Annotated in this window: 29 protein-coding genes; 16 read left to right on the top strand and 13 right to left on the bottom strand. The window is 72.8% G+C overall.

Annotated features, from left to right (window positions below):
- Positions 1 to 46: 46 nt before the first annotated feature.
- Entirely contained in the window at positions 47 to 571 is a 525-nt protein-coding gene (locus B0B15_RS14035) for a hypothetical protein (protein WP_076677103.1), read from the top strand.
- A 97-nt stretch (positions 572 to 668) separates the two neighbouring features.
- Here B0B15_RS14035 and gnd read toward each other — a convergent pair whose 3' ends face one another.
- The 3 genes from gnd to B0B15_RS16055 form a co-directional block, all read right to left on the bottom strand.
- Complete coding sequence (gnd, locus tag B0B15_RS14040; protein ID WP_076677106.1) at positions 669 to 1,730, bottom strand: phosphogluconate dehydrogenase (NAD(+)-dependent, decarboxylating); 1,062 nt, start codon at positions 1,728 to 1,730, stop codon at positions 669 to 671.
- A gap of 80 nt (positions 1,731 to 1,810) precedes the next feature.
- Positions 1,811 to 2,311 (bottom strand): bifunctional nuclease family protein, encoded by a 501-nt coding sequence (locus tag B0B15_RS14045; protein ID WP_076677677.1) that lies wholly within the window; start codon positions 2,309 to 2,311, stop codon positions 1,811 to 1,813.
- A complete protein-coding gene (locus tag B0B15_RS16055; RefSeq protein WP_256334307.1) occupies positions 2,308 to 2,448 on the bottom strand; it encodes a hypothetical protein in 141 nt (46 codons plus the stop codon). Before B0B15_RS16055 ends, B0B15_RS14045 begins: the two co-directional genes overlap by 4 nt.
- Between B0B15_RS16055 and B0B15_RS16885 the strand changes: the two genes are divergently transcribed.
- The gene (locus B0B15_RS16885; RefSeq protein ID WP_306169561.1) at positions 2,428 to 2,679 is read left to right on the top strand and encodes an FtsX-like permease family protein; all 252 of its coding nucleotides are present in this window, start codon (positions 2,428 to 2,430) and stop codon (positions 2,677 to 2,679) included. The genes B0B15_RS16055 and B0B15_RS16885 overlap by 21 nt on opposite strands.
- A 231-nt stretch (positions 2,680 to 2,910) precedes the next feature.
- On the opposite strand, the gene B0B15_RS14060 is transcribed toward B0B15_RS16885, so the two are convergent.
- Entirely contained in the window at positions 2,911 to 3,273 is a 363-nt protein-coding gene (locus B0B15_RS14060; RefSeq protein WP_076677111.1) for a hypothetical protein, read from the bottom strand.
- Between the two features lie 229 nt (positions 3,274 to 3,502).
- Here B0B15_RS14060 and B0B15_RS14065 point away from each other — a divergent pair, with 229 nt between their 5' ends.
- Entirely contained in the window at positions 3,503 to 3,784 is a 282-nt protein-coding gene (locus B0B15_RS14065) for a metal-sensitive transcriptional regulator (protein ID WP_056230224.1), read from the top strand.
- Positions 3,785 to 3,794: 10 nt separating this feature from the next.
- The gene (locus B0B15_RS14070) at positions 3,795 to 4,127 is read left to right on the top strand and encodes a heavy-metal-associated domain-containing protein (RefSeq protein ID WP_076677114.1); all 333 of its coding nucleotides are present in this window, start codon (positions 3,795 to 3,797) and stop codon (positions 4,125 to 4,127) included.
- Positions 4,128 to 4,164: 37 nt separating this feature from the next.
- On the opposite strand, the gene B0B15_RS14075 is transcribed toward B0B15_RS14070, so the two are convergent.
- Positions 4,165 to 4,455 carry a hypothetical protein gene (locus B0B15_RS14075; RefSeq protein ID WP_076677117.1) on the bottom strand — a complete coding sequence of 97 codons (291 nt, stop codon included), beginning with the start codon at positions 4,453 to 4,455 and terminating at the stop codon, positions 4,165 to 4,167.
- Between the two features lie 273 nt (positions 4,456 to 4,728).
- Positions 4,729 to 5,280, bottom strand: coding sequence for a PadR family transcriptional regulator (locus tag B0B15_RS14080; RefSeq protein ID WP_076677119.1), 552 nt, complete (start codon positions 5,278 to 5,280; stop codon positions 4,729 to 4,731).
- 155 nt (positions 5,281 to 5,435) lie between these two features.
- Between B0B15_RS14080 and B0B15_RS14085 the strand changes: the two genes are divergently transcribed.
- Genes B0B15_RS14085 through cydC form a run of 4 tightly spaced genes read left to right on the top strand, consistent with a single transcriptional unit; the run spans position 5,436 to position 11,302 of the window.
- Complete coding sequence (locus B0B15_RS14085) at positions 5,436 to 6,875, top strand: cytochrome ubiquinol oxidase subunit I (RefSeq protein WP_076677121.1); 1,440 nt, start codon at positions 5,436 to 5,438, stop codon at positions 6,873 to 6,875.
- Positions 6,876 to 6,892: 17 nt separating this feature from the next.
- Complete coding sequence (cydB, locus tag B0B15_RS14090; RefSeq protein WP_076677123.1) at positions 6,893 to 7,918, top strand: cytochrome d ubiquinol oxidase subunit II; 1,026 nt, start codon at positions 6,893 to 6,895, stop codon at positions 7,916 to 7,918.
- Positions 7,919 to 7,922: 4 nt separating this feature from the next.
- A complete protein-coding gene (gene cydD / locus B0B15_RS14095; RefSeq protein WP_083709057.1) occupies positions 7,923 to 9,620 on the top strand; it encodes a thiol reductant ABC exporter subunit CydD in 1,698 nt (565 codons plus the stop codon).
- Entirely contained in the window at positions 9,617 to 11,302 is a 1,686-nt protein-coding gene (cydC, locus tag B0B15_RS14100; protein ID WP_256334306.1) for a thiol reductant ABC exporter subunit CydC, read from the top strand. Before cydD ends, cydC begins: the two co-directional genes overlap by 4 nt.
- Before the next feature lie 11 nt (positions 11,303 to 11,313).
- Here the strand turns inward: cydC and B0B15_RS14105 are convergent, their stop codons facing one another.
- Genes B0B15_RS14105 through modA form a run of 3 tightly spaced genes read right to left on the bottom strand, consistent with a single transcriptional unit; the run spans position 11,314 to position 14,002 of the window.
- Positions 11,314 to 12,474, bottom strand: coding sequence for an ATP-binding cassette domain-containing protein (locus tag B0B15_RS14105; protein WP_083709097.1), 1,161 nt, complete (start codon positions 12,472 to 12,474; stop codon positions 11,314 to 11,316).
- On the bottom strand, positions 12,471 to 13,247 hold the full coding sequence (gene modB / locus B0B15_RS14110; RefSeq protein WP_076677127.1) for a molybdate ABC transporter permease subunit: 777 nt from the start codon (positions 13,245 to 13,247) through the stop codon (positions 12,471 to 12,473). The genes B0B15_RS14105 and modB overlap by 4 nt, the downstream gene beginning before the upstream one ends.
- The gene (gene modA / locus B0B15_RS14115; protein WP_076677130.1) at positions 13,244 to 14,002 is read right to left on the bottom strand and encodes a molybdate ABC transporter substrate-binding protein; all 759 of its coding nucleotides are present in this window, start codon (positions 14,000 to 14,002) and stop codon (positions 13,244 to 13,246) included. The genes modB and modA overlap by 4 nt, the downstream gene beginning before the upstream one ends.
- Before the next feature lie 162 nt (positions 14,003 to 14,164).
- Between modA and B0B15_RS14120 the strand changes: the two genes are divergently transcribed.
- Together B0B15_RS14120 and B0B15_RS14125 are read left to right on the top strand one after the other, a co-directional pair.
- A complete protein-coding gene (locus tag B0B15_RS14120) occupies positions 14,165 to 15,004 on the top strand; it encodes a helix-turn-helix transcriptional regulator (protein WP_076677133.1) in 840 nt (279 codons plus the stop codon).
- Positions 15,005 to 15,241: 237 nt separating this feature from the next.
- Entirely contained in the window at positions 15,242 to 16,156 is a 915-nt protein-coding gene (locus tag B0B15_RS14125) for an SDR family oxidoreductase (protein ID WP_076677135.1), read from the top strand.
- 25 nt (positions 16,157 to 16,181) lie between these two features.
- Here the strand turns inward: B0B15_RS14125 and B0B15_RS14130 are convergent, their stop codons facing one another.
- Positions 16,182 to 16,577 (bottom strand): TOBE domain-containing protein, encoded by a 396-nt coding sequence (locus B0B15_RS14130; protein ID WP_076677137.1) that lies wholly within the window; start codon positions 16,575 to 16,577, stop codon positions 16,182 to 16,184.
- A 200-nt stretch (positions 16,578 to 16,777) separates the two neighbouring features.
- Here B0B15_RS14130 and moaA point away from each other — a divergent pair, with 200 nt between their 5' ends.
- From moaA to B0B15_RS14155, 5 genes are read left to right on the top strand one after another with little or no spacing between them, the layout of a single operon-like run.
- A complete protein-coding gene (gene moaA / locus B0B15_RS14135; RefSeq protein ID WP_083709058.1) occupies positions 16,778 to 17,977 on the top strand; it encodes a GTP 3',8-cyclase MoaA in 1,200 nt (399 codons plus the stop codon).
- A complete protein-coding gene (locus B0B15_RS14140) occupies positions 17,974 to 18,744 on the top strand; it encodes a HesA/MoeB/ThiF family protein (RefSeq protein ID WP_076677140.1) in 771 nt (256 codons plus the stop codon). Before moaA ends, B0B15_RS14140 begins: the two co-directional genes overlap by 4 nt.
- A 14-nt stretch (positions 18,745 to 18,758) precedes the next feature.
- Positions 18,759 to 19,982 (top strand): molybdopterin molybdotransferase MoeA, encoded by a 1,224-nt coding sequence (gene glp, locus B0B15_RS14145; RefSeq protein ID WP_076677143.1) that lies wholly within the window; start codon positions 18,759 to 18,761, stop codon positions 19,980 to 19,982.
- Positions 19,979 to 20,473, top strand: coding sequence for a cyclic pyranopterin monophosphate synthase MoaC (gene moaC, locus B0B15_RS14150; protein WP_076677145.1), 495 nt, complete (start codon positions 19,979 to 19,981; stop codon positions 20,471 to 20,473). Before glp ends, moaC begins: the two co-directional genes overlap by 4 nt.
- Positions 20,470 to 20,706, top strand: a complete 237-nt coding sequence (locus tag B0B15_RS14155; RefSeq protein ID WP_076677148.1) for a MoaD/ThiS family protein — start codon at positions 20,470 to 20,472, stop codon at positions 20,704 to 20,706. The genes moaC and B0B15_RS14155 overlap by 4 nt, the downstream gene beginning before the upstream one ends.
- Before the next feature lie 57 nt (positions 20,707 to 20,763).
- Here B0B15_RS14155 and B0B15_RS14160 read toward each other — a convergent pair whose 3' ends face one another.
- From B0B15_RS14160 to B0B15_RS14170, 3 genes are read right to left on the bottom strand one after another with little or no spacing between them, the layout of a single operon-like run.
- Positions 20,764 to 21,192 (bottom strand): molybdenum cofactor biosynthesis protein MoaE, encoded by a 429-nt coding sequence (locus B0B15_RS14160; protein WP_076677151.1) that lies wholly within the window; start codon positions 21,190 to 21,192, stop codon positions 20,764 to 20,766.
- Positions 21,189 to 21,671 (bottom strand): MogA/MoaB family molybdenum cofactor biosynthesis protein, encoded by a 483-nt coding sequence (locus tag B0B15_RS14165; RefSeq protein WP_076677154.1) that lies wholly within the window; start codon positions 21,669 to 21,671, stop codon positions 21,189 to 21,191. Before B0B15_RS14165 ends, B0B15_RS14160 begins: the two co-directional genes overlap by 4 nt.
- 5 nt (positions 21,672 to 21,676) lie before the next feature.
- Positions 21,677 to 23,308: an SDR family oxidoreductase gene (locus B0B15_RS14170; protein WP_256334305.1), complete on the bottom strand. Its 1,632-nt coding sequence runs from the start codon at positions 23,306 to 23,308 to the stop codon at positions 21,677 to 21,679.
- 142 nt (positions 23,309 to 23,450) lie between these two features.
- On the opposite strand from B0B15_RS14170, the gene B0B15_RS14175 reads away from it, so the two are divergent.
- Positions 23,451 to 24,920: an MFS transporter gene (locus tag B0B15_RS14175; protein WP_076677159.1), complete on the top strand. Its 1,470-nt coding sequence runs from the start codon at positions 23,451 to 23,453 to the stop codon at positions 24,918 to 24,920.
- The last annotated feature ends 198 nt before the right edge of the window (positions 24,921 to 25,118 follow it).

The raw sequence follows: 25,118 nt of genomic DNA on the forward strand, positions 1-25,118 counted from the left end.
CACCCGTCATCGCGTCGCCCGCGCCCGTCCCTCGAGAAAGCCCGCCATGTCGTCCACGTCTCGCGCCCGCCTCCACCCCGTCGCCATCGTCTCGCTGGTCATCGGCGGGCTCATCATCCTCGGTGCCCTCGTCTTCCTCGCGGTGCTCCTGACCTCCGCGCAGACCTCGCCGAACCGTCAGGCCACGCAGAAACTCGTGCAGTGGCAGGAGATCTTCGAGAAGTATCGGAGCGAGCACGGCGCTCTGCCCGACGTCCCCGCGGGCGGCTACTGCCTCGGCACGGGCTTCCCCGTCGGCACCGGCGGGACGGCCAATTGCCGCGATTACGACGCCCCGACCTTCTACAGCGAGACGGCGAGCGCCCCGCTCCTGGAAGCGTTGTCCTCCGTCGGCGAGCTCCCCCAGGGGATCTCCGCCGCCGTCCGAGGAACCGTCGGACCGTACGCCGTCTACGACGACGAGGGCGTGCGGCTGCTCACGGCCGAAGAGCAGACGTGCGAGGCCCCCGCCGTCGAGGTGTGGAACGACGGCGGGGGCCTCACGATCTGCCAGATCGCGCTGACGCGCTGACCCGTCAGCGCTGAACGTCTGGTGAGCCGGTCCGACAGAACGTCTGCGCCGGATCGGTCGCTCGCCACGTCCGCACGGTGACGCCGGCGCCCGCAGATCAGTTCTTGCCGCTCTCGGCCTTCTTCTGACCCGCTTCCAGCACGTCTCCGGCGGGCAGCTCCTGATGACCGCCGAACTGCAGGCGCATCGCCGACAGCACCTGATTGGCGAAGTGGTCCTCGCCGCGCGAGGCGAAACGCTCGAACAGCGACGCGGCCAGCACCGGCACCGGCACTCCGGTGTCCACGGCGGCCTTGACGGTCCACCGCCCCTCGCCCGAGTCCGAGACACGGCCGGCGAGCCCGTCGAGCGTGGGGTTCTGCGCGAGAGCTGCGGCGGTCAGGTCGAGCAGCCACGACGAGATGACCGAGCCTCGACGCCAGAGCTCCGTCACGCGGGCGGTGTCGATGTCGAACTGGTAGAACTCCGGCTCTTCGAGAGGCGCGACCTCGGCGGAGTGCTCCCCCTGGTGCAGGCCCGCGTCGGCGTTGTTGAGCACGTTCAGGCCCTCGGCGAGCGCGGCCATGATGCCGTACTCGATGCCGTTGTGCACCATCTTCACGAAGTGCCCGGCGCCCGAGGGTCCGCAGTGCAGGTACCCGCGCTCCTCGGTCGTGTAATCGCCGGTGCGTCCGGGCGTGCGCTCGACCTCGCCCGGCCCGGGCGCGATGGTGCGCAGCACCGGCTCGAGGTGCGCGACGGCCTCGTCGTGACCGCCCACCATGAGGCAGTAGCCGCGCTCGAGACCGAACACGCCGCCGCTGGTCCCCACGTCGACGTAGTGGATGCCGGTGGCATCGAGCTTCGCGGCCCGACGCACGTCGTCGCGGTAGTTTGAGTTGCCGCCGTCGATGATGATGTCGCCCGGCTCGAGCACCTCGGCGACCTGGTCGACCACCGTGCCGGTGAGCCCGGCGGGGATCATGAGCCACACGGCGCGCGGCTTCTGCAGCTTCGAGGCCAGGTCGGCGATGCTCGTCGCCCCGGTCGCCCCCTCCTCGACGAGGGAGGCCACGGCATCCTGGTTCACGTCGAAGACGACGCAATCGTGTCCATCCCTCATGAGCCGGCGCACGATGTTGGCGCCCATCCGTCCGAGTCCGACCATGGCGAGTTGCATTCGTACCCCGTTCGTCGTGGAACAGGCCGCGGCGCGCGGCCCCTCCGCGAGTCTAGGAGCGTCACGGGGGTGGCGGACCGTCAGCCCTGGAAGTCCTCGGGGTCGACGTCGTCGAGGAAACGGCGGAACTCCTCCACCCGTTCCTCCTCGGGCGACGGGTCGAGCTCCACCGCGTCGTCGGGCACGCCCGCCTCGGCGAAGACGGCGTCGGCGACCCAGATCGGCGCGTCGACGCGGGCCCCCAGCGCGATCGCGTCGGAGGGGCGTGCATCGAACGAACGCTGTCCGCTCGGGGTGTCGACGACCAGGCGCGCGTGAAAGGTGCCCTCGTCGAGATGGGTGATCTCGACGCGGTCGACGCTCGCCGACAACTCCCCCAGCATGGTGGTCATCAGATCGTGCGCGAGCGGGCGGGGCGTCGCGGTCCCCTCGATCGCGACGAGGATCGACATGGCTTCCTGCGGGCCGATCCACACGGGGAGCACACGCTCCCCATCGGTGTCGGCGTCGACGGGCGAGAGCAGGATGACGTGCTGCTGGGCCGGGTCGAGGGCCACGCCGACCACTCGCACCCGGATCATGAGGCCCATCGTACGTCGTCGCCTGCGGGCCGGACAGGGAGGGTGGGGGGGATGCCGAGGGCCCGCGCCGACGAGACGGCGGCGGTGCGCGAGGTGACGCCGAGCGTGGAGAAGACGTGCGCGAGGTGCGACTTCACCGTCGCATCGGTGATGTGCAGGCGCGCGGCGACGTCGGATTCGACGCGCCGCGCTCCACGATGCGCAGAGACGTCGCGATCCTGAAGGCGCTCGGGGCGAGCACACCCGCGCTCGTGCGCGACGCCGTCGGGCAGGCCCTCGTCGTGCTGCTCGTCGGCGTCGGCATCGGCCTGACCGCGATCCTCGGCGCGCTCGCCGACGGCGCGCTGCCGTCGTCCTCAGCCCCCTGACCACCCTCGCCCCGCGGTCGTCATGATCGCCCTGGGCGTGCTGAGAGCGGCCGTGTCGCTCCGCACCGTCACGAACTCACGACCCACTGACCGCCACGGCTGACGCACGACCGCGACACCGCGACGCTGCTCGTCACGCACGACCTCGTGCACGCCGGCGCGCTCGATGAGACCGTCGAGGTGGTCGACGGGCGGGCGCTGCTGGTCTCGACGCCCGCGTGACCGGGGTCGTCACCAGCCGAAGGCGTTGAACCACTCCCGCCGCCGGTCGGCCTCCTCGCGCGATTCGTCACCGCGCCAGGAGTCGTGCGGGGCGAGCGCGCCCTCCGTGGTCACCTCCACGAACGCCCAGCACACGGGGCAGACGGCCCGCCCATCGGGGAACCCGTCGTCCAGAGTCGGGGCCGGTTCAGCCGGGGATCCGGCGCCGGGGCATTCCGGCGCATCGGCCTGCAGCTCGCTCCAGAGCAGTCGCCCACCGGTGCGGTGGTGAAGGCCCCGGTGCCCGTCCTCACGAGTGCAGATCTCGCCGTTTCGTCGGCTGAGGCACAGCCTCCGGGCGGCGCCCGGAAGCGCTGCCAGTGTTCGCGTCATCCTTCGATTCTCGCCGCTGCGAGCGCAACGGGGGCAGGTGCGGGATGCGCACGGGGCGGTGGGGTCCGGTGGGGAAAGGTTCGGTGGTCATCGCCGACCACCACCGGTCTGACGAGAAAGCATGTCGACCTCCTATGCCCCGACCCTCCGCCACGCCAGGCGGTTCGCCGAGGGGGTTGACACCCCGGGAGACGGTGCTAGGCATACCCCATGGGGGTATCATGGACGCATGCACGGATACGAGGGTCACAAGGACGACCTCCTCAAGCGCCTGCGTCGCGCCGAGGGGCAGGTGCGCGGAATCGCGCGCATGGTCGACGACGACCAATACTGCATCGACATCCTCACGCAGGTGTCGGCGGTGACGAAGGCGCTCGAGAACGTCGCCCTCTCGCTCCTCGACGATCATCTCTCGCACTGCGTCGCCGAGGCCGCCGCGCAGGGCGGGCCCGTCGCCGAAGAGAAGTTGAAAGAAGCCAACCAGGCCATCGCGCGTCTGGTCCGTTCCTGAGGAGACCACCATGTCGGAACAGCGCATCGAACTCGGCCTCACGGCCGCCACTCCTGCCGGTGGAGGCTGCGGCGACGGGTGCGGCTGCGGGCACAACGCCGCGGCATCCAACGCCCCCGCCGCCACCACCGGAAACGATGTCCTCTCCGTGGAGGGCATGACCTGCGAGCACTGCGTGCGCACGGTGACCGAGGAGCTCTCGGCTCTCGACGGCGTTGAGGTGCTCTCGGTGGACCTCCGCGTCGGCGACGCGTCGCTCGTGCGCATCGCACGTGCGGACGGGATCAGCGACGACGACATCGCCGGGGCGATCGACGAAGCGGGCTACACGCTCGCGCGCTGACCGCGCGGGCGGGCGCTCATCCCGCCGGGGAACGGCGTCAGAAGACGCGACGCACGAGCGCGTCGACGGCCGCGTGGAACGTCAGGTGCTGCGACACCTCGACCGCGCGGTCGTACCGTGCGCCGCCGAGAGCGACGAAGACGGCCCCGACGACCTCCACGTAACCGACGATGTAGCCGTCGCGAGCGACCTCGTACAGGTCCAGGTCGATCCGCGTCCACGGAATCTCGGTGAACGCCGGCGGGATGACGACGGCGTCGGCCTTCGCGGCGGAGCGAGCGGCGGCCTTCATCGACCCCGGGCGGCTGAGCGGTGCTTCCATGACCATGTGAGAACTCCTTGGGTCGTCCGGGTGTTCTCAGCGTGCACGTCCTCCCGACGATGCGCCCGACCCTTGACGAAAGACCACGCGGGGGCTACGAGAGGCTTATACCGTAAACCGGGCGGCCGTCCGCGCCGTCGTCTCCCCGCGCACCCTCAGCGATCCGCACACCCACAGCATGAGAATCCCGGATGCCACTGAGCGTGCGCAGATCACCGAGCCTGCGCGAACGGATCACCGCTCGCAGATCAGGGAGCCGCAGCCGTCTCGCCGGTCGGGTCAGACCGCCGAGCGCGCGGGTCGCCCGCGCCGCGGCCGCTCGTCCGACAGGGCGAAGGGCTCGGCGAGGGCGGTGAGGCGCTCGACCTCGTCGAGCCAACGCAGGTCGGCCTCGAGCTTCGCGCGCCGGGCGGCGCGCACGATCGCCGCGGGCACGGCATCCGCATCGTCGACATCGTCGTCGAGCTCTCCCAGGGCGCTGCGCACCGCTGCACGCTGCGCCGAGAGCACCGCGTCGACGTCGGCGCCCGGGAGGGTCACGGCGAGGGCGATCTTCAGTGCCACGTCGTCGCGGCCCTCCGCGAGCGACGCGGTCGTCAGCCAGGTGCGGGCTTCGACCCGGCCGGCGGCGGTGGGCTGCCACAGCACCCGCGCCTCGTCGTCGACGCCCGCGCCCTCGACGAGCCCGTCTCGCTCCAGACGCTCGAGGGTCGTGTAGACCTGGCCCACGTTGACGGCGACGCCGGTGCGGCGCTCGTACTCCGCGCGCAGCTGCGATCCGTAGCACGCGCCGCGATCGAGGATCGCGAGCAGGCTCTGACGCACCGACATGCGACCTCCGCAGCGTTCGCGGGAAAAGACTTTCCCGGTAAGTCACAGCGTAGACCGGGGAGGTGATTCGACGCCGAATCATCGCCGGACGGAGCGTGACGGCGCGGCGTAGCATGTGGTCTGACCACACAATCCGGTTCGATCGGAGGCTCCCGATGGAGTGGCTCGACCCCCTGGCTCTCGCCCGCTGGCAGTTCGGGTTGACGACCCTGTACCACTTCCTCTTCGTCCCGCTGACGCTGGGGATGTCGCTCATCGTGGCGGTCTTCCAGACCGTCTGGTATCGCACGGGCGACGTCCGATGGCTGCACCTCACGCGCTTCTTCGGGAAGATCTTCCTCATCAACTTCGCCATGGGCGTGGTAACCGGCATCGTGCAGGAGTTCCAGTTCGGCATGAACTGGTCGGCCTACTCCCGGTTCGTCGGCGACGTCTTCGGCGCCCCGCTCGCCTTCGAGGGCCTGCTCGCCTTCTTCCTCGAGGCGACGTTCATCGGCCTGTGGATCTTCGGGTGGGACAAGCTCCCCCGCCTGGCGCACCTCGCGAGCATCTGGATGGCGAGCATCGGCGCCACCCTGTCGGCGTACTTCATCATCGCCGCGAACGCCTTCATGCAGAACCCGGTCGGCTACCAGATGTCGGCGGAGGGGCACCGCGCCGAGCTCGTGGACTTCTGGGCCCTGCTCACGAACCCCGTGGCCCTCGCCGCCTTCCCGCACACGATCTTCGCGGGCTGGATGTTCGCCGCCATGGTCGTGGTCGCGGTCTCGGCCTGGCACATGGCCCGCGGGCGCAACACCGACATGATGCGCAAGACCCTGCGATTCGGCCTGTGGGCCACCGTGGTGTCGTTCGTGCTCGTGGCGATCGTCGGCGACCAATTGAGCCTGGTCATGGTCGCGACGCAGCCGATGAAGATGGCCGCCGCCGAGGCGACGTTCAACACGGTCTGCGGACAGGACGCGTCGTTCTCGATCTTCACCCTCGGCACCCCGGACGGGACGAGCGAGCTGTTCTCGATCCGCGTGCCGTTCCTGCTCAGCATCCTGTCGACGCACTCCCTCGACGGCTGCGTCGAGGGCATCAACGACTTGAACACGATGTACAGCCAGGAGATGTTCCCCCAGTTCGCCGACCAGGTCGACGGCAACTTCGCCCCCGTGCTGTGGGTGACCTACTGGGCGTTCCGCTGGATGATCGCCCTCGGTGGGATCGCCGCCCTCGTCAGCGTCGTCGGTCTGTGGGTCACGCGCAAGAACGCCAAGCGCCCCGTCGCCGGGTGGATGTGGCGCGTGGCGATCTGGGCCGCTCCCCTGCCCATGCTCGCGAGCCTCGTGGGCTGGGTGTTCACCGAGATGGGCCGGCAGCCGTGGATCGTCTTCGGGCTCATGCTCACGCAGGACGGCGTCTCCCCCAGCGTCCCGGGATGGAGCGTGCTCGTCTCGCTCGTCGCCTTCACGCTCGTCTACCTCAGCCTCGCGATCGTCGAGTTCGGTCTCATCGTGAAGTTCGCGCAGAAGGGCCCCGAGCCCCTGCCCGACCCGGATGCCGAGCACGACGACTCGCTCGAGAACACGCCGACCACGGTCTACTGAGAACGCAGGAGAACATCATGGATCTCGCACACCTCTGGTTCTGGATCGTCGCCTTCCTCTTCGTCGGCTACTTCGTACTCGACGGGTTCGACTTCGGCGTCGGCATGTCGATCCCCTTCCTCGGCAAGGACGACATCGCCCGCCGACAGATCATCAACACCATCGGCCCCGTCTGGGATCTCAACGAGACGTGGGTGATCGTGGCCGGGGCGGCGCTGTTCGCGTCGTTCCCCGAGTGGTACGCCACCCTGTTCAGCGGGTTCTACCTGCCGCTGCTGGTCATCCTGCTCGCCCTCATCGCCCGCGGGGTGTCGTTCGAGTACCGCCATCAGCGCGACTCCCTCCGGTGGAAGCGCTCGTTCGACCGCATGATCGTCGCAGGGTCCGCCCTCCCCGCGTTCCTCTGGGGCGTCGCTTTCGCCAACATCGTGCAGGGCGTGCCCTTGGATGCCGACCACGAGTACGCCGGCACCGTGCTGACGCTGCTGAACCCGTACGGCATCCTGGGCGGGCTGACGACGCTGCTGCTGTTCTTCACGCACGGCGTGTACTTCGTCGCGCTCAAGACCGACGGACAGGTCCGCGCCGACGCGCGGCGCCTGGCGGGTCGGGCCGGTCTCCTCACCATCGCCCTCGCGGCCGTCTTCCTCGCATGGACGATCGCCCAGGCCGCCCAGGCCCCGTTGTTCCTCGGCGTCGTGGCGCTGTCGGGGGTCGCCGCGCTGGCCCTCATCGGCTCGTGGGTCGCGAACTCGCGCGATCGCGAGGGGACGGCGTTCACCCTCGGCGCCGTCACGATCGTGACGGCCGTGGCCGCGCTCTTCTTCGCGCTGTTCCCCAACGTGATGCCCTCGACCCTCGCCGGGGGTGCGAGCCTCACGATCGATAACGCCTCGAGCACCGACTACACGCTCACGATCATGAGCTGGGCGGCGCTGATCTTCCTGCCGCTGATCCTCGCCTATCAGGGCTGGACCTACTGGGTGTTCCGCAAGCGCGTCACCCGCGCCCGCATCGAGAAGGCCGCGCTCGTCGCGCACTGATCCCATGAAACCCGTCGACCCCCGGCTGCTCCGCTACGCCACCGCCTCCCGCGGCTTCCTCGCCGTCACCGCGGCGATCGTGCTCGCGCAGGCGGGTGTGATCACGGGCTTCGCGTGGACGCTCACGAGCGCGCTGGTGGGGGCGATCCAGGGGCAGCCGCTCGGCGAGCTGTGGGGCTACGTGGGGGCGGCGGCATCCTTCGCCCTGCTCCGGGGGCTGCTGATCGCGGCGTCCGAGCGGACCTCGGCCCGCGGAGCGGCGGCGGCATCGGCGCAGCTGCGCGAGGCGCTCGTCGCGGCGGTGGCCCGTCTCGGGCCGAACTGGCTCGGCGGGCGCAACGCCGCCGCCCTCGCGGTGACCGCGGGACACGGACTGGAGGCGCTCGACGCGTACTTCGGCCGCTACCTCCCGCAGCTCGTCGCGACGGCGATCACGATGCCGATCCTCATCGGCGCGATGACCCTGGCCGACCCGCTGTCGGGGCTGACGGTGGTGCTGACGATCCCGCTCATCCCGCTGTTCATGGTGCTGATCGGCCTGGCCACCCGCGGTGTGCAGCAGAAGCAGTACGGCACGCTCGGCCGTCTCGCGGCGCGCTTCGCCGACACCGTGGACGGACTGGGGACGCTGAAGGCCTTCGGGCGGCAGCACCGCGCCGCCGACTCGATCGAGGCGGTCACGCGCGACTACAAGCGCGAGACGATGACGGTGCTGCGCGTGTCGTTCCTCTCGGGCTTCGCGCTGGAGTTCCTGGCATCCATCTCGGTCGCCATCGTCGCCGTGACGATCGGCTTCCGCCTGCTCGCGGGCGACCTCTCGCTGCTGGTCGGGCTGTTCGTGCTGCTCCTCGCCCCCGAGGCCTACCTGCCGCTGCGGCAGGTGGGCGTGCAGTTCCATGCCGCGAGCGAGGGGGTGGCCGCGACGGAGGAGATCTTCGACGCGCTGGACGCTGCGCGCACGAGTCAGGGCCCGGATGCCGCCACCCCGGCGCGCGGATCGACGATCGCGCTCGAGCGGGTGCGGGTGCAGCGCGCGGAGCACGTGCTGCCGGAGGTGTCGCTGTCGGTCGGGCCCGGCCAGATCGTGCTGGTGACCGGGCCGAGCGGCGTGGGCAAGTCGTCGCTGGTCGCGGCACTGCTGGGCTTCGCGTCGTACGACGGCGCCGTGCGGATCGACGGCGCCGTCGTGGCGCACGCGCGTGCGTCGACGGCGTGGGCCGGACAGCGACCGGGACTGCTCGCGGGGACGGTCGCCGACAACGTGGCGCTGGGCTCGGTCGTCGACGCCGCGGCGATCGGCGCAGCCCTCTGCGACGCGGGCGCGGCCGACATCGACCCCGCCACGACGCTCGGCGCGGGCGGGGTGGGGCTCTCGGGCGGGGAGGCGCAGCGCGTCGCCGTCGCCCGCGCGCTGTATCGCGCCCGCGTCGCGGGGTCGCCGGTGCTCGTGCTCGACGAGCCCTCGAGCGCCCTGGATGCCACGACCGAGGCGCACCTGTGGGCGACCCTGCGCCGGGAGGCCGACGCCGGCCGCGGCGTGCTGCTGGTGTCGCACCGCCGCTCGGCTCGCGCGATCGCGGACCGCGTGGTCGCGCTGTCCCCCCTCTTCTCGCGTGAGGTGGCAAAAAGTGTCGCTTCGGAGGTCGCTCGGGCGACGATTTCTGTCGACTCACGCATTGTCGGCGCGGAGGTGCGGTCGTGAACGGGCGGGTGCGCGGCATCCTGAGCGCGGCGATGCCGTCGCGGCGGCGGTTCGCCCCCGCGCTGCTCGCGGGCTTCGGCACGGCCGCCAGCGCCGTCGCCCTGCTCGCGGCGAGCGCGTGGCTCATCGCGCGCGCCGCGGAGCAGCCGCTGGTCATGTACCTGTCGGTCGCCGTCGTCGGGGTGCGCGCCTTCGCCCTGTCGCGCGGGGTGTTCCGGTACCTCGAACGCCTGAGCGGTCACGATGCCGCGCTGCATCAGCTCGCGGGGGTGCGCGCCGACCTGGTGCGCGACCTCGTGCCGCTCGCGCCCGACGGCCTCGGGCGTGCGCAGCGCGGCGGGCTGTTGTCGAGCGTCGTCGACGACGTCGAGGAGCTGCAGAACCTGCCGCTGCGCGTCGTGCTACCGCTCGTGACGGCCGCCACGACCGCGCTGGCCGCCGTCGTCTTCACCGCGTTCGTGTCGTGGCCCGCCGCGCTCACGATGCTCGGATGCCTGCTCGCGGCCTTCGCCGCTGCCGTCGCGGTCGGCTGGGCCGCGGGCGCCCGCGCCGAGCGCTCGATCGCACCGCTGCGCGCCGCCGTCGCCGATGCGGTGCACGACCTTCTCACGAACCTCGACGTGCTGACCGCGTACGAGGCGGTGGATGCCGCACGCGACCGGGTGCGCCGGGCCGATGCGGCGCTGCGTCGGGCGATCGTGCGCCGCGGCGGGGCGCAGGGACTGACCTCGGGCGCGGTGTCGGTGCTCGCGGGCGTCGCCTCTCTCGCGGCTCTGCTCGTCGCCGCCCCGGCCGTGACCGGCGGCACCCTGTCCGGACCGGGACTCGCGGTCGTCGTGCTGCTGCCGATGGCCGTGTTCGAGGTGTTCGGTCCCGTCCCCCTCGCGCTCGCGTCGTGGCGGCAGGTGCGCGCCGCGGCGGAGCGGATCGCGGATGCCGTGCCCGAGCGCATCCCCGACGGCCTCCCCCGCGACGAGCCCGCGTCGACCGATCGCGCGCCCGCGCTGGGCGAGGGGATCGAGCTGCGCGGCCTCGGGGCTCACTGGCCCGCCCGGTCGGACTCCGACGGCGACGCGGGACGACTGGACGACGTCGACCTGCGCGTCGGACCCGGCGAGCGCGTTCTCGTGACCGGCCCGAGCGGTGCGGGAAAGACGACGCTGGCGCACGTGCTCGCGCGTTTCCTCGACTACTCCGGGTCGTTCCGCATCGGCGGGGTCGAGGCGCGCGACCTCTCGGGAGACGACCTGCGCCGCACGGTCGGCCTCATCGAGCAGTCGCCGTACCTGTTCGACGAGTCCATCCGCCAGAACCTGCTCTTCGCCCGCGACAGCGCCTCCGAGGCCGACCTGTGGGCCGTGCTGTCCCGCGTCGGCCTTTCCGACTGGGCTCACGAGCGCGGCGGTCTCGACGCGCGCGTGGGCGACCGCGGCGGACTCGTCTCGGGCGGGCAGGCCCAACGCCTCGCCCTCGCGCGGTCGCTGCTGCGCGGCTTTCCGGTGCTCGTACTCGACGAGCCGACCGCGGGCGTGGACCCCGCGGCATCCGACGCCCTGCTCGCCGACCTGCTGGGCGCCGTCGGTCGCGACCAGGCCGTGGTGGTGGTGTCGCACGTCGACGTGCCCGCGGGGCTGGTCGACCGCGAGGTGCGGCTGGAGGGCGGGCGGGTCGTCACGGCGTGAGCCGCGCGGGATCAGGATGCCGCGACGAAGCGCACGCGGGCGGGTGGGACGCTCCACCGCACGACGTCCCCGGGGCGGAGCGCCGCGGCCTCCCCGGGCGATACCTCGGCGACGCCGGAGTCGGTGACCACGCGCACGCCCGTCGGCGTCGGCTCCAGGTGCGACACCGTCGCCGGTGCCCCCGCGCCGAGGCGCACGTCGGCCGCGCGGTAGACCGCGGCGAGCGCACGCCCCTCCGTCGCCGCGAGGTTGAGGGAGGCGGCATCCGTCGACTCGAGCCGCATGCCGTCGCGCACGAATCCCCCGCCCGCGGCGACACCGACGAGCCGCTCGAGGCCCGCGATCTTCGCCGCGACCTCGGTCGCCGGAGCGGCGAGCACCTCGCGCACGGGGCCGTCCTGCGTCGCCCGCCCCCGCTCGACGATCAGCAGGCGGTCGGCCAGGGCCGCGGCATCCACCGCATCGTGCGTCACGGCGATCGTCGTCACCCCGATCAGACGCTCGTTCAGCATCGAGCGGATCTCCGACGCCGTCACCGCGTCGAGCGCGACGAGCGGCTCATCGAGCAGCACCACCCGCGGCCGGGCGGCGAGGGCCCGGGCGACCGCGACCCGCTGCTGCTCCCCACCCGACAGGTGCGCGGGCCGGCGCTCCCCCGCGTCGGGCAGACCCACGCGCGCGAGCCACTGGTCCGCAGCGGACCGGGCGACGGATGCCGCAACCCCGGCCGACCGGGGGCCGAAGGCGACGTTCTCACGCGCGGTGAGGTGCGGGAACAGTCGCGCGTCCTGGCCGAGCAGCACGACGCCGCGGTGCATGGGGGCGGTGCGCAGGCGCGGTGCGCGGTCGAGCACGCGCTCATCGACCGTGATCTCGCCCTCGTCCAGCGGCGTGAGCCCGGCGAGCGCGGTGAGCAGCGTCGACTTCCCAGCGCCGCTGCGCCCCATCACGGCGACGGTCTCACCGGGGGCGACGTCGAGGGCGATGTCGACGGTGAAGTCGCGACGGCGCACGACGACCCGGGCATGGAGGGCGGCGGCCGCCGGCACTCCGCTCGGCGCGAGCGTCCCGGGGTGCGGCGCTCCCGCGCCCCCGGGGCGCGGCGTGGCGGCACCGGCCCCCGCAGCATCGCGCCGGCCGCGGCCGGGCGTCCCGGCATCCGCGGCGCTCATCGGCCCACCCCCGGCCGCCACCCGCGCACGAGCAGCAGCACGGCGACGGCGGTCACCAGCAGCAGCAGCGACAGCGCGACCGCGGTGCCCTGCGAGACGCCCGCGCCGTTGAAGGCGGTGTAGATCGCGAGCGGCATGGTCTGCGTGACGCCGGGACGGTTGCCCGCGAACAGCGCCGTCGCACCGAACTCGCCGATCGCCCGCGCGAAGCACAGCACGACCCCCGCGACGAGGCCGGGGGCCGCGAGCGGCAGGGTGATCCGCCGCAGGATCATGGCGCGCGACGCCCCGAGTGAAGCGGCCGTGCGCTCGAACTCCACGCCGGTGCTGCGCAGCGCGCCCTCCACCGCGAGAACGAGGAAGGGCAGGGCCACGAACACCTGCGCCAGCACGACCGCCGCGGTGGTGAACGGCAGGCCGAGCACCCCGAGCGCGCCGTTGCGCCCGAACAGGTAGAGCAGGGCGACACCGCCCACCATCGGGGGCAGCACGAGGGGCACGGTCACGAGCGCACGCAGCACGGCCGCGACCCGCGCGGGGCTGCGGGCGATCACGAGGGCGAGAGGGATGCCGACGATCGCGCACAGCACGGTCGCCACGGCCCCGGTCCCCAACGACAGGCCGAGGGCCGACAGCGCCGCGGGAGAGGTGACGTCGGACCACAGCGTCCCCCACTCCACGCGGGCGACGAGGGCAGTCAGCGGGACGAGCAGGAACAGCAGCCCGACGGCGGCCGGGATCGCGAGCCAGCGCGGGACGAAGCCACCCGTCACGGCGCCCGGAAGCCCTGGTCGGCGAGGATCTGCTGCCCCGCGTCCGACAGCACGAACGCCACGAACGCGGCGGCGGCGTCGGGGTTCGGGGCCTCGGAGAGCGTCGCGATCGGATACCGGTTCACCACGGCATCCGCCCCCGCCGGCACGATCGCCTCGACGTCGTCGCGGCCGACCACGTCGGTGGCGTAGACGAGGCCCGCATCAGCTTCGCCCGCGGCGACCTTCGTGAGCACGGCCGTGACGTTCTGCTCGGCACTCGCGGGGGTCACGGCCACCCCGGCGTTCGACAACAGCGTCTGCGAGGCGGCACCGCAGGGCACCTCCGACGCGCACAGCACGGTCGTCACCCGCGTGAGGTCGTCGAGGCCGCGCACGTTCGCGGGGTTGTCCTTCGGCGCGGCGATGACGAGCGTGTTGCCCGCGAAGAGCTGCGGATCCGGCGCCTGGGCCGCGACCTTCGCCATGTTCTTCTCGTCGGCCGAGGCGAAAACGTCGGCGGGCGCGCCCTCGGCGATCTGCGTCGCGAGAGTGCTCGAGCCGTCGTACACGGCACTGACCGTGGTGCCGGGGTTCTGCGCCTCGAACGCGCGCGCGATCTCGTCGAACGAGCGCTGCAGCGAGGCCGCGGCGTAGACCTCCACCGTTCCGGACGGAGCGTCGGCGGATGCCGCGGGCGCGGGCGGGGTGCTCGCGCACCCGGCGAGGAGGGCGGCAGCAGCGGCGAGGGCGAGAAGACGGAGCGAGCGGGACATGGCATCCTTTCGGCGACGCCGAGGGCCGCTCGTCTCAGTATTCCGTACGCGCGGACCCCCAGCGCCGATTCGGGTGCTTCTGCGGATAAATCGAGGGGTGGATCGGCGAGTCCTGGTGTGATCCAGACGCACCGGGTAGGAACGGGGGGTGCGAGGAACGACGTGAGCGACCTGACCAGCCTGGGCGATTTCCTGCAGCGCCGACGCGAAGCCCTCCAGCCGGAAGACGTGGGGCTCGCCCGCGGCGTGCGCCGCCGCACGGCGGGCCTGCGGCGCGAAGAAGTCGCCCTGCTCAGCCACATGTCGACCGACTACTACGCCCGCCTCGAGAGGGGCACGGGCCCCACGCCGTCGGAGCAGATGCTGACGGCTCTCGCCCAGGGACTGCACCTGAGCCTCGCCGAGCGCGATCACCTGTTCCACCTCGCAGGCCACCGGCCTCCCCTGCGCCACGCAGGCACCGAGCACATCAGTCCCGGAATGCTCCGCATCCTGGACCGCCTCGACGACACCCCCGCCGAGATCGTCACGGAACTGGGCGAGACCCTGCGCCAGAGCCGCCTGGGCATCGCCCTGCTGGGCGACGCCCGCCTGCGCTCCGGCCCCGCGCGCAGCATCGGGTACCGCTGGTTCACCGACCCGTCGACCCGCGCCGCCTACCCGCCCGATGAACAGGCCACGCTCTCGCGGGTCTACACGGCGGGGCTCCGCGAGCTGGTCGCGGCGCGCGGCCCCGACTCGCGGGTCGCCGCGCTGGCCGACGACCTTCGCGCGCGCAGCGACGAATTCGCCGCCCTTTGGCTCGCCCACGAGGTCGGCGCGCGGCCGCCCGCGGTCAAGCGATTCCTGCACCCCGAGGTCGGTCAGCTCGACCTGTCGTGCCAGACCCTGGTCGACCCCGACCATGCGCACCGCCTGCTCGTCTACACCGCCCAGCCGGGCAGCGAGAGCGCCGAGAAGCTCCGCCTGCTCGCGGTGATCGGCACGACCGCCGGACGGTGAGGCGCGGACCGCCACCCGCCCGGGCGCGGACCGCCCGACCAGCGGCCGCGCGCGTTCCCGGCGCTCGGGCCCCGCGCCGAGCCGGCGCGGATCGCGCGCTCATCGGGCTCCCGCGCGACCGGCGCCGACGGGGTCGCCGCACACCGAGGGGTGGATCGCCGATCAGCGGCTGAGCGGGCACTGGTCCCTCCGCACCCACGGCGGGAGCATCGAGGCATCCCGACGAAAGGACCGCCCATGTCCCCCGACTCCCCCCGCCCCCTGCGCGGCCGCCTGGCCGTCGTCACCGGCGCCAGTGACGGCATCGGCACCGTCATCGCGACGCGTCTCGCCGGACTCGGCGCCGAGGTGGTGCTGCCCGTCCGCTCCCCCGAGAAGGGCCGTCGCGCTCTCGACGCCCTGCGCCGGGAGGTCCCGGATGCCGTCGCCTCGACGCGCGCGCTGGATCTCGCGAGCCTCGACTCGGTCGCCGCTCTGTCCGGCACCCTCCGCGAGGAGGGGCGCCCGGTGCACCTGCTGGTCAACAACGCGGGGGTCATGACCCCTCCGCGGAGGCAGGAGAGCGCCGACGGCTTCGAGCTGCAGTGGGGCACCAACCACCTCGGGCACGCGGCGCTCACCCTCGGTCTGCTCCCGGTGCTGCGCGCGGGGCACGCCCGCGTGGTGCACCAGACGAGCATCGCCGCCCGGCGCGGCCGGTTCGACGAGGCGGTCGTCGCCGCCACCCCCTACGACGCGATGGCGTCGTACGTGCAGTCGAAGATCGCGATCGGGCTCTTCGCCCGCGAGCTGCAGGAACGCAGCCGCGCCGAGGGCTGGGGCCTCACCAGCACCCTCGCACACCCCGGCGTCTCACCGACCAACCTGCTCGCCGCGCAGCCGGGCGTGGGCCGCGACCGCGAACTCGGAGCGCGCCGCGTCATCCGGCTGCTGTCCCGCCTGCGCATCACCGGCACCGTGGCATCCGCCGCCGAGCCCGCCGTGCTCGCCGCGACGTCCCCGGTCGCGGACGGCACGTTCTTCGGCCCGTCGCGCCTCATCGGCGGTCCCGCCCGCGCGATCGAGCTCTGGGAGCCCTTCCGCCCGGCCGACGACGCCCGCCGCCTCTGGAACCTCACGCTCGACGCGGTCGGGTCGCGCTTCACGGTGTGACGCCCGAGCCCCCGCCGGCGCGGCCTCACCCGCGGGGCGCCTCCACCGTCACGACCGTCGCCTTGACCGAGGCGACCGCGAGCGAACCCGGCTCCAGCGCGAGCTCTCGCGCCGCCTCGGCCGACATGAGCGAGACCACGCGGTGCGGGCCGCATTGCAGGTCGACCTGGGCCATCACGCCGTCGACCTGCACGCGCGTGACGATCCCGGTGAACCGGTTCCGCGCGCTCGAGGCGATCCCGGTCGGGTCGTCGGGTTCATCGGCGAGAGCGACCGCGCGATCGGCGAGGGCGGCGCCGGGGATCTCGACCGGCGAAGCCCCCGTCGTGGGCAGCAGCCCCTGGTCGATCCACCGCCGCACCGTGTCGTCGCTGACCCCGAGCAGACGGGCGGCCGTGGCGATGCGGAAGGTGTTCGGCATCCCCCGACGCTACTCCGGCTCGGCACCCGCGGCCCGCGCGCGGAGCGGGATCGCGCGGACCGATCGCCGGCATCCGCCAGCCGAGATGCCAGCCGCGCGCCGACTCGCGGCCGACCGCGCTCGCCGCATCGACCCCGACCCGCGCCGCCGGCACCCGGCCGACCGCCCTCGCCCCCCGCGCGCTCGCCTAGGCTCGACCCATGGATGCCGAGCACGCGAGCGCGACGCGACGGCCGGTCGTCGTGCCGCTCGGCGCGACCGTGACCGCCTCGGGCGCCACAGCGCTCCCCGCGACCGGCGCCCCGGCACCGGCGCGCCCGGGGTCGACGGGTGGCACGTCCGGCGCGACGGCGCTCCCCGCCTCGGGCGCCCCGCGAGAGGGCGGTCTGCTCGACCGGTTCGGCCGCACCGCCACCGACCTCCGCGTCTCGGTGGTCGACAAGTGCAACCTGCGCTGCACCTACTGCATGCCGGCTGACGGGATGCCGTGGCTGCCGCAATCGCAGTTGATGTCGACCGACGAGATCCGCCGCATCGTGCGGGTCGCGGTCCAGTCGCTCGGCGCGGAGGAACTGCGCCTGACCGGCGGCGAGCCCCTCGTCCGCAAGGACCTCGAGTTCATCATCGCCGGCATCCGCGCCGACAATCCCGACCTCCCGATCTCGATGACCACCAACGCCGTCGGCCTCGACCGCCGCGCGCAGGCACTGAAGGACGCCGGCCTCACGCGCCTGAACGTCTCGCTCGACACCCTGCACCCCGAGACCTTCGCCGAGCTCACCCGGCGCCCCCACCTCGATAAGGTGCTCGCGGGCCTGCAGGCGGCGCGCGCCGCGGGACTCGGTCCGATCAAGATCAACGCGGTGCTGCTGCGCGGCATCAACGACACCGAGGTCGTCCCGCTGGTCGACTGGGCGGTGTCGAACGGCTTCGAGATGCGCTTCATCGAGGACATGCCCCTCGACGGCGACCGCTCGTGGTCGGCGACGAACGTCATCCCCGCGCGCGACATCCGCGCGGCGATCGAGGAGGCCTTCGACCTCGCCCCCGACCCGCGCGGTCGCGGCGCCGCCCCCGCCGAGCGGTGGGAGGTGCGACGGCGCGGAGAGACCGCCGTGGCCGGACACGTGGGCATCATCTCCTCCGTCACCGAGCCGTTCTGCGCCGCGTGCACGCGCACGCGCGTGACCGCCGACGGCAAGGTGCGCTCGTGCCTGTTCTCGCACGAGGAGACCGACCTGCTCGCGGCCCTCCGCGACGGCTCCGACGACGAGGGCATCGCCCAGATCTGGCGCGAGGCCATGTGGGCCAAGCCCCGCGCGCACGGATCCGACCGTGTCGGACTGGAACGGGCCGACTTCGTGCAGCCCGCGCGCACGATGAGCGCGATCGGCGGATGAGGCCGCTCGTCCAACCGGTGGCATCCCTCGCCCCGGAGGAGCTCATCCGCACCGCCCGCCACGCGGTGCTCGCGGCCATCGGCGAGGAGGGGCAGCGCCGCATCGCCGCCGCCCGCATCGCCGTGGTGGGCGCGGGCGGCTTGGGCTCGCCCGTGCTGCTCGCCCTCGCGGCCGCCGGCGTCGGCGAGCTCGTGATCATCGACGACGACACCGTCGAGCGCACCAACCTGCAGCGCCAGCTCGCGCATCGCGTCGACGACATCGGCACCGCCAAGACCGCGTCCGCCGCCCGCGCGGTGCGCGATCTCTCGCCGCTCACCGTCGTGCACGAGCGGAACGTCCGGCTCACCGCCGACAACGCGCGCGAGCTGTTCGACGGGGCCCACCTCGTGATCGACGGCAGCGACACCTTCGACACGCGCGAGGCCGTCGCCGCGGCCGCCGAAGACCTCGGCATCCCCCTCGTCTGGGGAGCGGTGCAGGAGTGGGCGGCGCAGGTGACGGTGTTCTGGTCGGCCCCGCCCGAGGGGCACGCCCCCGTCGTGCTCGGCGACCTCTTCCCCCCGGGATCGGTCGGAGAGCCCCCGACTTGCGCCCAGGTCGGCGTGCTGGGGTCGCTGTGCGTCCAGGTCGGCGGCATGCTGGCGACCGAGGCGCTCAAGCTCGTGACCGGCGCCGGCGAACCGCTTCTCGGTCGTCTCGTCGTGATCGACGCGCTGCGCGCCCGCCACGACGTCATCCCGCTCGTCCCCGTGTCCCGTCCCTGACCCCGGAGGCCCCGATGACCTCGCTGCTCACCGTGGAGGAGCACCGCGCCCGCGTGCTCGCCGCCGTCACGCTGCTGCCCGCCGAATCGGTGCCGCTCGCCGACGCCACCGGACGCACCCTCGCCGAACCCGTCCTCGCCGCGCACGACCTGCCCGGCTTCGACAATTCGTCGATGGACGGCTTCGCGGTGCGCTTCTCCGACGTCGAGGGCGCGGATGCCGATCACCCGGCGACCCTGCGCGTGATCGCCGACCTGCCCGCCGGCACCACCGACGACCCCGCGATCGCCCCCGGGGAGGCGGCGCGCATCATGACGGGCGCCGCCGTGCCCGCCGATGCCGACGCGATCGTGCCGTTCGAAGACACCGCCGGCGGCCTCGCCGACTCCCTCGGCGCCGTGGAGGTGCGCCGGGCGCCGGCCGCGCCGGGCGCCTTCATCCGTCGCCGCGGCGGCGACACCCGCTCAGGCGACACCGTGCTGTCGGCCGGCGAGCGCCTCGGCCCCTTCGCCCTGGCCGCCGCGGCCGCCGCGGGCGTGGATTCTGTGAGCGTCGCCCGTCGCCCGCGCGTGGCCGTGGTCTCCACCGGCAGCGAACTGGTGGCGCCGGGCACCGCCCCCACCAGAGGGCAAACCCCCGACTCCAACGCCACCCTCCTCGCCGCACTGGTGGCGGGAGCCGACGCCGACCTCGAGCTCGCCGACCGCGTCGGAGACGACCCCGCCGGCATCGAGACCGTGCTCGAGCGCGCGCGCCGCGCCGACGTCGTCGTATTCACCGGAGGGGTGAGCGCCGGCGCCTACGAACCGGTGCGCCTCGCGCTGAGCGACCGCATCGCGTTCGAGAAGGTGTCGATGCAGCCCGGTAAGCCGCAGGCGTTCGGCGTCCTCGACGACGGCCGGCTCGTCTTCGGCCTCCCGGGCAACCCGGTCAGCGTCGCGGTCTCGTTCGAGGTGTTCGTGCGTCCGGCGTTGCTGGCGCTCCAGGGCCGTGCGGTGCTCGACCGGCGCATCGCCCGGCTCACGGCATCCGAGGCCTGGACGACGCCGCCGGGGCGCCGGCAGTACCTCCCCGCCGCCGTCGACCTCGTCGCCGGCACCGTCCGCCCCGCCACCGCCGGCGGCTCCGGATCGCACCTGGCCGCCTCCCTCGCGCGCGCCGAGGCCTTCGCGATCGTGCCCGCAGAGGTGTCCACCGTGTCGGTGGGCGACGCTCTCGATGTCATGCTGATCCCATGACCTTCACCCACCTGGATGCCGCGGGCCACGCCCGCATGGTCGACGTCACCGCGAAGCAGCCCACCGTCCGCACCGCGACGGCGCGTGGGTTCGTGCGCTGCGCCCCCGAGGTCGTCGCGGCCCTGCGCGACGGCACCGCCCCCAAGGGCGATGTGCTGGCCGTGGCGCGGATCTCCGGGATCCAGGCCGCCAAGTCCACTCCCGCCCTGCTGCCGCTCGCGCACGTCATCGGCGTGCACCGCGCCTCGGTCGACCTCGAGATCACCGACGCCGGCGTCGAGATCGAGGCCACGGTCGGCACCGCGGATCGCACGGGGGTCGAGATGGAGGCCTTGACGAGCGTTTCGGTCGCGGCATTGGCGATCGTCGACATGGTGAAGGGCATGGACAAGGGCACGTTCATCGAGAACGTGCGCATCGTGTCGAAGACCGGCGGGAAGTCGGGCGACTGGTCGCGACCGGGCGAGCCCGATGCGGGGGTGACCGCGTGAGCGTGCGGGTGCGGTACTTCGCCGCCGCCGCGGAGGCCGCCGGCACGGATGGCGAGGACCGTTCGGAGCAGACCCTCGCCACGCTGCGCGCCGGGATCGTCACCGACCACCCCGAACTCGGCGGCATCCTCGACCGCTGCGCCGTGCTCGTCGACGGCACCCGTCACGACGACGACGCGGCGCTCGACGGCGTCATCCACGTCGACGTGCTGCCGCCGTTCGCCGGGGGCTGAGCCCGCCCGGTTCACAGCAGCTCGAGGTGCGCGGTCAGAGACGGCGCAGATCGTTCTCTAGCCGCCCAGGCCCTTCCACTCCGTCGTACCGTCGGCCTCGACCTGACGCTTCCACACGGGCAGGTCGGTCTTGATCGTCTCGATGATCGTGCGGCACACCTCGAACGCCGCCGCCCGGTGACCGGATGCCACGGCGATCACGACCGCCGCCTCCCCCACGTCGAGCCGGCCCACGCGGTGGCTGACGGCGACGATCGCGTCGGTGTCCGCGGCGGCGTCGGCGGCGATGCGGTGCAGGGTCTGTTCGGCGTCGGGGTGCGCGCTGTACTCCAGCGCCACGACGGCGTCCGATGCATCGGGGTCGGTGTCGCGCACCCGCCCGACGAAGGTGGTCACGGCGCCCGACGAGGAGTCCTCGACGGCATCGAGGTGCACGTCGAGGTCGAGGGGCTGCTCCGACAGGCGGGCGATGCGGACGGCGCTCATGAGTGGTCTCCTCCGGCGAGCTGGTCGAGGACGTGCGGGGCGATCTCGGCGATCACGGCGATTCCGGATGCCACGGCGCGCGTCGATCCGGGCAGGTTGACGACGAGGGTGCCGGGGTCGACGATCCCGGCCAGTCCGCGCGAGATCACCGACAGGGGGGTGTCGGAGAGACCTCGGCGGCGCAGCTCTTCGGCGATCCCGGGGAGCTCCCGGTCCAACACGCGGGCGGTGCCCTCGGGGGTGCGGTCGGTCGGGGCGATGCCCGTGCCGCCGGTCGTGACGAGGAGACCGGGGCCCTCGGCCGCGAGCGCGCGCAGGGCGCGCTCGACGCTGTCGGCGCCGTCCGGAACGACCCGCGCGTCGGCGCACGTGAAGCCCGCCTCACGCAGCAGGGAGACCGCGAGCGGACCGCCGCGGTCTTCGCGCAGGCCCGCTGCCGAGCGGTCGGAGACGGTCAGGACTCGGGCGACGTGGGGCACGCGATTCAGCCTAGGCGGTGCGTTCTAGGCCGAGGGGCGGCGGTGGTCTCGACCTCGGCAATCGCGGGGGCGATGCGCCCCGCCTTCGCCTTCGGCTCGAGGTCTTCGCGCTGCACGTGCTCGGCGGCCGCCGTGATGCGGCGCGCCATCCCGCTGAAGATGAGGCCGTGGAACGGCAGCACCGACAGCCAGTACAGGCGACCGGCAAGGCCCGTGGGGAAGAACAGCGCGCGCTGGTCGAAGCGCGCGCCCTCTCCTTCCGGCGTCGCCCGCAGCTCGAGCCACGCCCCACCCGGCACCTTCATCTCGGCGCGCAGGCGCAGCAGGTGCCCCGGCTCGATGGCCTCGACCCGCCAGAAGTCGAGGGCGTCGCCGACGGTGACGACCGAGCGGCTGCGCCGGCCGCGCGCGAGGCCGACTCCGCCGACCAGCCGGTCCATCCAGCCGCGGATGGCCCACAGCAGCGGGGAGGAGTACCAGCCGTTCTCGCCGCCGATGCCCTCGATCACCGACCACAGCTGAGCGGCATTGGCCTTCGTGGTCATGGTGCGGATGTCGGTGTAGACCAGTCGGCCCGCCCACTCGGGGTCGCTCGGCAGCGGGTCGCTCGGAGCGCCCGACACCTCGGCATCCTGCCAGCTGGTCTCGATCGCGTCGTCGTTCACGCGACCGAGAGCCCGGCGGACGGCCTCGCGATAGGGCATGAGACCCCCTTCGGGCCGCGGGACGAGGTCGTCGATCGCGCGGTCCTTGACGACGCAGTCGTTCTGCAGCGACTCCACCAGCGGACGCGCGATCGACTTGGGGATGGGGGTGACGAGGTTGACCCAGTGCGATGCGAGGCGCGGGGTGAGCACGGGCAGCGATGCGATGGCCCGCTGCGGCAGGCCCGCCTCCATGGCGTAGCCGTTCATCATCTGGCCGTAGCGGAGCACGTCGGGACCGCCGATGTCGACGGCGCGATTGACGTTCGGGGCGACCCGCGCGGCCCCCAGCAGGTAATGCAGCACGTCGCGAACGGCGATGGGCTGGATGTGGTTGCGCACCCACTTGGGCGCGGGCATGTACGGCAGCACGTCGGTGAGGTGGCGCACCATCTCGAACGACGCCGAGCCCGACCCGATCACGACGCCGGCCTGGAGCACGAGCGTGGGCACGCCGCTGTGCAGGAGGATCTCGCCCACCTCGACGCGGGAGCGGAGGTGCGCCGACAGCGTGGCGTCGTCGGGGTGCAGACCGCCGAGGTAGACGATGCGCGAGACGGATGCCGCGGCGGCGGCGTCGGCGACGGTCTGGGCGGCGACGCGGTCGGTGGCCTCGAAATCGCGCGCGCTCCCCATCGAGTGGATGAGGTAGTACAGCACATTGACGCCCTCGACGGCGGCGCGCACCGCCTCGGCGTCGGTGGCGTCGCCGGTCGCGACCTCGACGTCGTCGCCCCAGGGGAACGCACCGACCCGGCGCGGGTCGCGCGCGAGCACCCGCACGCGATAGCCCGCCGCACGCAGGCGCGGGACGAGCCGACCGCCGAGGTAGCCGGTCGCCCCCAGAACGAGGGCGCGCGGCGCCGACCCGTCAGGACGGGGCTGCGCGACGAGGGCGGGTTCGCGGCCGGTGGGGGCGGAGAGCTCGGTCATGCCCGACACGGTACGCCGGGCCGCCGACATCCCCGGGGGCTTGACGTGAGGCGCTCGATCGTCGGCGGTCGCCCCGGTAGCACGCCCCTTCGCGCAGCGCCTGGACTGGAAACGCGACGCGGATCGGGGTAACGCTAGAAGCATGAACGAGAAATCCCCCTCGGCATCCGGAGCACCCCGGCTCGAGGTCGACGACGTCATCGTCGTCGACAAGAAGCGCGTGCGCACCGCGATCGGCGGCACCGTCGTCGGCAATTTCATGGAGTGGTTCGACTTCGGCATCTACGGCTACCTCGCCGTCACGCTCACCGTCGTCTTCGCTTCCGACGTCCCCGAACCCTGGGGCCTGCTGGTCACGCTCCTCGGTTTCGCGATCTCCTTCCTCGTCCGCCCCTTCGGCGGGTTCGTCCTCGGTCCCCTCGGCGACCGCATCGGCCGGCAGAAGGTGCTGTTCCTGACGATGGCGATGATGGCCACGGCCACCGCGCTCATCGGCATCCTGCCCACTTCCGCGCAGATCGGGCTGTGGGCGATCATCCCGCTCTACCTGCTGAAGATGGTGCAGGGGTTCTCCACCGGCGGCGAGTACGCGGGAGCGACGACCTACGTGTCGGAGTTCTCACCCGACAAGCGCCGCGGGTTCTGGTCGTCGTGGCTCGACGTCGGCTCCTACGTGGGCTTCGCCGCGGGCGCCTCGGCCGTCGCGATCACCACGGCGATCACCACCTCGATCTCGGGCGAGAACGCGATGGTGGAGTACGGCTGGCGCATCCCGTTCCTCCTCGCCGTCCCGCTCGGCATCGTCGCGATCTACTTCCGCCTGCGCATCCCCGAGACCCCCGCCTTCGAGCAGACCGGCGCGGTCGAGGCCGACGCCGACGACCCCATGGCGCGTCAGGGACTGTTCGGCATCGTGCGCCACCACTGGAAGCCGCTGCTGATCGGCATCGCCCTGGTGTCCGCCACCAACACCGCCGGCTACGCCCTGACAAGCTACATGCCGACCTACCTCGAGGAGGAGGTCGGCGTCTCCAACCTGTCGGCGGCGATCGCGACGGTGCCCGTGCTGCTGGTCATGTCGGCGACCCTGCCTCTGATCGGCCGACTCAGCGACCGCATCGGCCGCAAGCCCGTCTACGCCATCGCGGCGGGGTCGGCTCTCGTGCTGCTCGTGCCCGCGTTCCTCATCATGCAGATCGGCGAGCTGTGGGCCGTGATGATCGCGCTGTTCATGGCGGCGGTGCCGGTGGCGTTCTACGTCGCGATCTCGGCATCCGCCCTCCCCGCGCTCTTCCCGAAGGCGTCGCGCTTCGGCGCGATGGCAGTGGCGTACAACGTCGCCGTGTCGCTGTTCGGCGGCACGACACCGCTGTTCAGCCAGGCGCTCATCAACGCCACCGGAAACACCCTCATGCCCGCCTTCTACATCATGTTCTTCGCGGCCCTTGGTCTCATCGCCCTCCTCGCGATGCGCGAGTCGGCGAAGCGCCCGTTGCTCGGCTCCGTGCCGACGGTCGAGACGCCCGCCGAGGCCGAGGCCCTGGTCGAGCGTCAGGACCGCGACCCGCTCATCGACACCTCGACGATGCCGCTGGCGATCCGCCGGTCCTGACGCGACGCGAAGGGGGCGGATGCCAGGACTCCCGGCATCCGCCCCCTCCACGTTTCGTGCGCCTCCGCTCCCCGCTCCCGCTCGCGTGACCCCGCGGGCCGTCGCGCAACCTCAGCGATTCACCCAACCTCAGCCCGACACCCCCGGATGCCACCGAGGTTGCGCAGATCCCCGACCTCGCGCGAACCCCGCGCCGCC

It is taken from the genome of Microbacterium sp. RU1D (assembly GCF_900156435.1).
Taxonomy (GTDB): domain Bacteria; phylum Actinomycetota; class Actinomycetes; order Actinomycetales; family Microbacteriaceae; genus Microbacterium.

What these genes read in the sequence shown, in the direction of transcription:
- B0B15_RS14075 (WP_076677117.1), bottom strand. Translation starts at nt 4,455, where the DNA reads ATGGTCATGGAAGCACCGCTCAGCCGCCCGGGGTCGATGAAGGCCGCC.
- B0B15_RS14175 (WP_076677159.1), top strand. Translation starts at nt 23,451, where the DNA reads ATGAACGAGAAATCCCCCTCGGCATCCGGAGCACCCCGGCTCGAGGTC.
- B0B15_RS14125 (WP_076677135.1), top strand. Translation starts at nt 15,242, where the DNA reads ATGTCCCCCGACTCCCCCCGCCCCCTGCGCGGCCGCCTGGCCGTCGTC.
- B0B15_RS14060 (WP_076677111.1), bottom strand. Translation starts at nt 3,273, where the DNA reads ATGACGCGAACACTGGCAGCGCTTCCGGGCGCCGCCCGGAGGCTGTGC.
- B0B15_RS14170 (WP_256334305.1), bottom strand. Translation starts at nt 23,308, where the DNA reads ATGACCGAGCTCTCCGCCCCCACCGGCCGCGAACCCGCCCTCGTCGCG.
- cydB (WP_076677123.1), top strand. Translation starts at nt 6,893, where the DNA reads ATGGATCTCGCACACCTCTGGTTCTGGATCGTCGCCTTCCTCTTCGTC.
- B0B15_RS14045 (WP_076677677.1), bottom strand. Translation starts at nt 2,311, where the DNA reads ATGATCCGGGTGCGAGTGGTCGGCGTGGCCCTCGACCCGGCCCAGCAG.
- B0B15_RS14085 (WP_076677121.1), top strand. Translation starts at nt 5,436, where the DNA reads ATGGAGTGGCTCGACCCCCTGGCTCTCGCCCGCTGGCAGTTCGGGTTG.
- B0B15_RS14080 (WP_076677119.1), bottom strand. Translation starts at nt 5,280, where the DNA reads ATGTCGGTGCGTCAGAGCCTGCTCGCGATCCTCGATCGCGGCGCGTGC.
- B0B15_RS14130 (WP_076677137.1), bottom strand. Translation starts at nt 16,577, where the DNA reads ATGCCGAACACCTTCCGCATCGCCACGGCCGCCCGTCTGCTCGGGGTC.
- glp (WP_076677143.1), top strand. Translation starts at nt 18,759, where the DNA reads ATGACCTCGCTGCTCACCGTGGAGGAGCACCGCGCCCGCGTGCTCGCC.
- B0B15_RS14070 (WP_076677114.1), top strand. Translation starts at nt 3,795, where the DNA reads ATGTCGGAACAGCGCATCGAACTCGGCCTCACGGCCGCCACTCCTGCC.
- B0B15_RS14160 (WP_076677151.1), bottom strand. Translation starts at nt 21,192, where the DNA reads ATGAGCGCCGTCCGCATCGCCCGCCTGTCGGAGCAGCCCCTCGACCTC.
- B0B15_RS14140 (WP_076677140.1), top strand. Translation starts at nt 17,974, where the DNA reads ATGAGGCCGCTCGTCCAACCGGTGGCATCCCTCGCCCCGGAGGAGCTC.
- gnd (WP_076677106.1), bottom strand. Translation starts at nt 1,730, where the DNA reads ATGCAACTCGCCATGGTCGGACTCGGACGGATGGGCGCCAACATCGTG.
- modA (WP_076677130.1), bottom strand. Translation starts at nt 14,002, where the DNA reads ATGTCCCGCTCGCTCCGTCTTCTCGCCCTCGCCGCTGCTGCCGCCCTC.
- B0B15_RS14105 (WP_083709097.1), bottom strand. Translation starts at nt 12,474, where the DNA reads ATGAGCGCCGCGGATGCCGGGACGCCCGGCCGCGGCCGGCGCGATGCT.
- cydD (WP_083709057.1), top strand. Translation starts at nt 7,923, where the DNA reads ATGAAACCCGTCGACCCCCGGCTGCTCCGCTACGCCACCGCCTCCCGC.
- B0B15_RS14065 (WP_056230224.1), top strand. Translation starts at nt 3,503, where the DNA reads ATGCACGGATACGAGGGTCACAAGGACGACCTCCTCAAGCGCCTGCGT.
- moaA (WP_083709058.1), top strand. Translation starts at nt 16,778, where the DNA reads ATGGATGCCGAGCACGCGAGCGCGACGCGACGGCCGGTCGTCGTGCCG.
- B0B15_RS14035 (WP_076677103.1), top strand. Translation starts at nt 47, where the DNA reads ATGTCGTCCACGTCTCGCGCCCGCCTCCACCCCGTCGCCATCGTCTCG.
- moaC (WP_076677145.1), top strand. Translation starts at nt 19,979, where the DNA reads ATGACCTTCACCCACCTGGATGCCGCGGGCCACGCCCGCATGGTCGAC.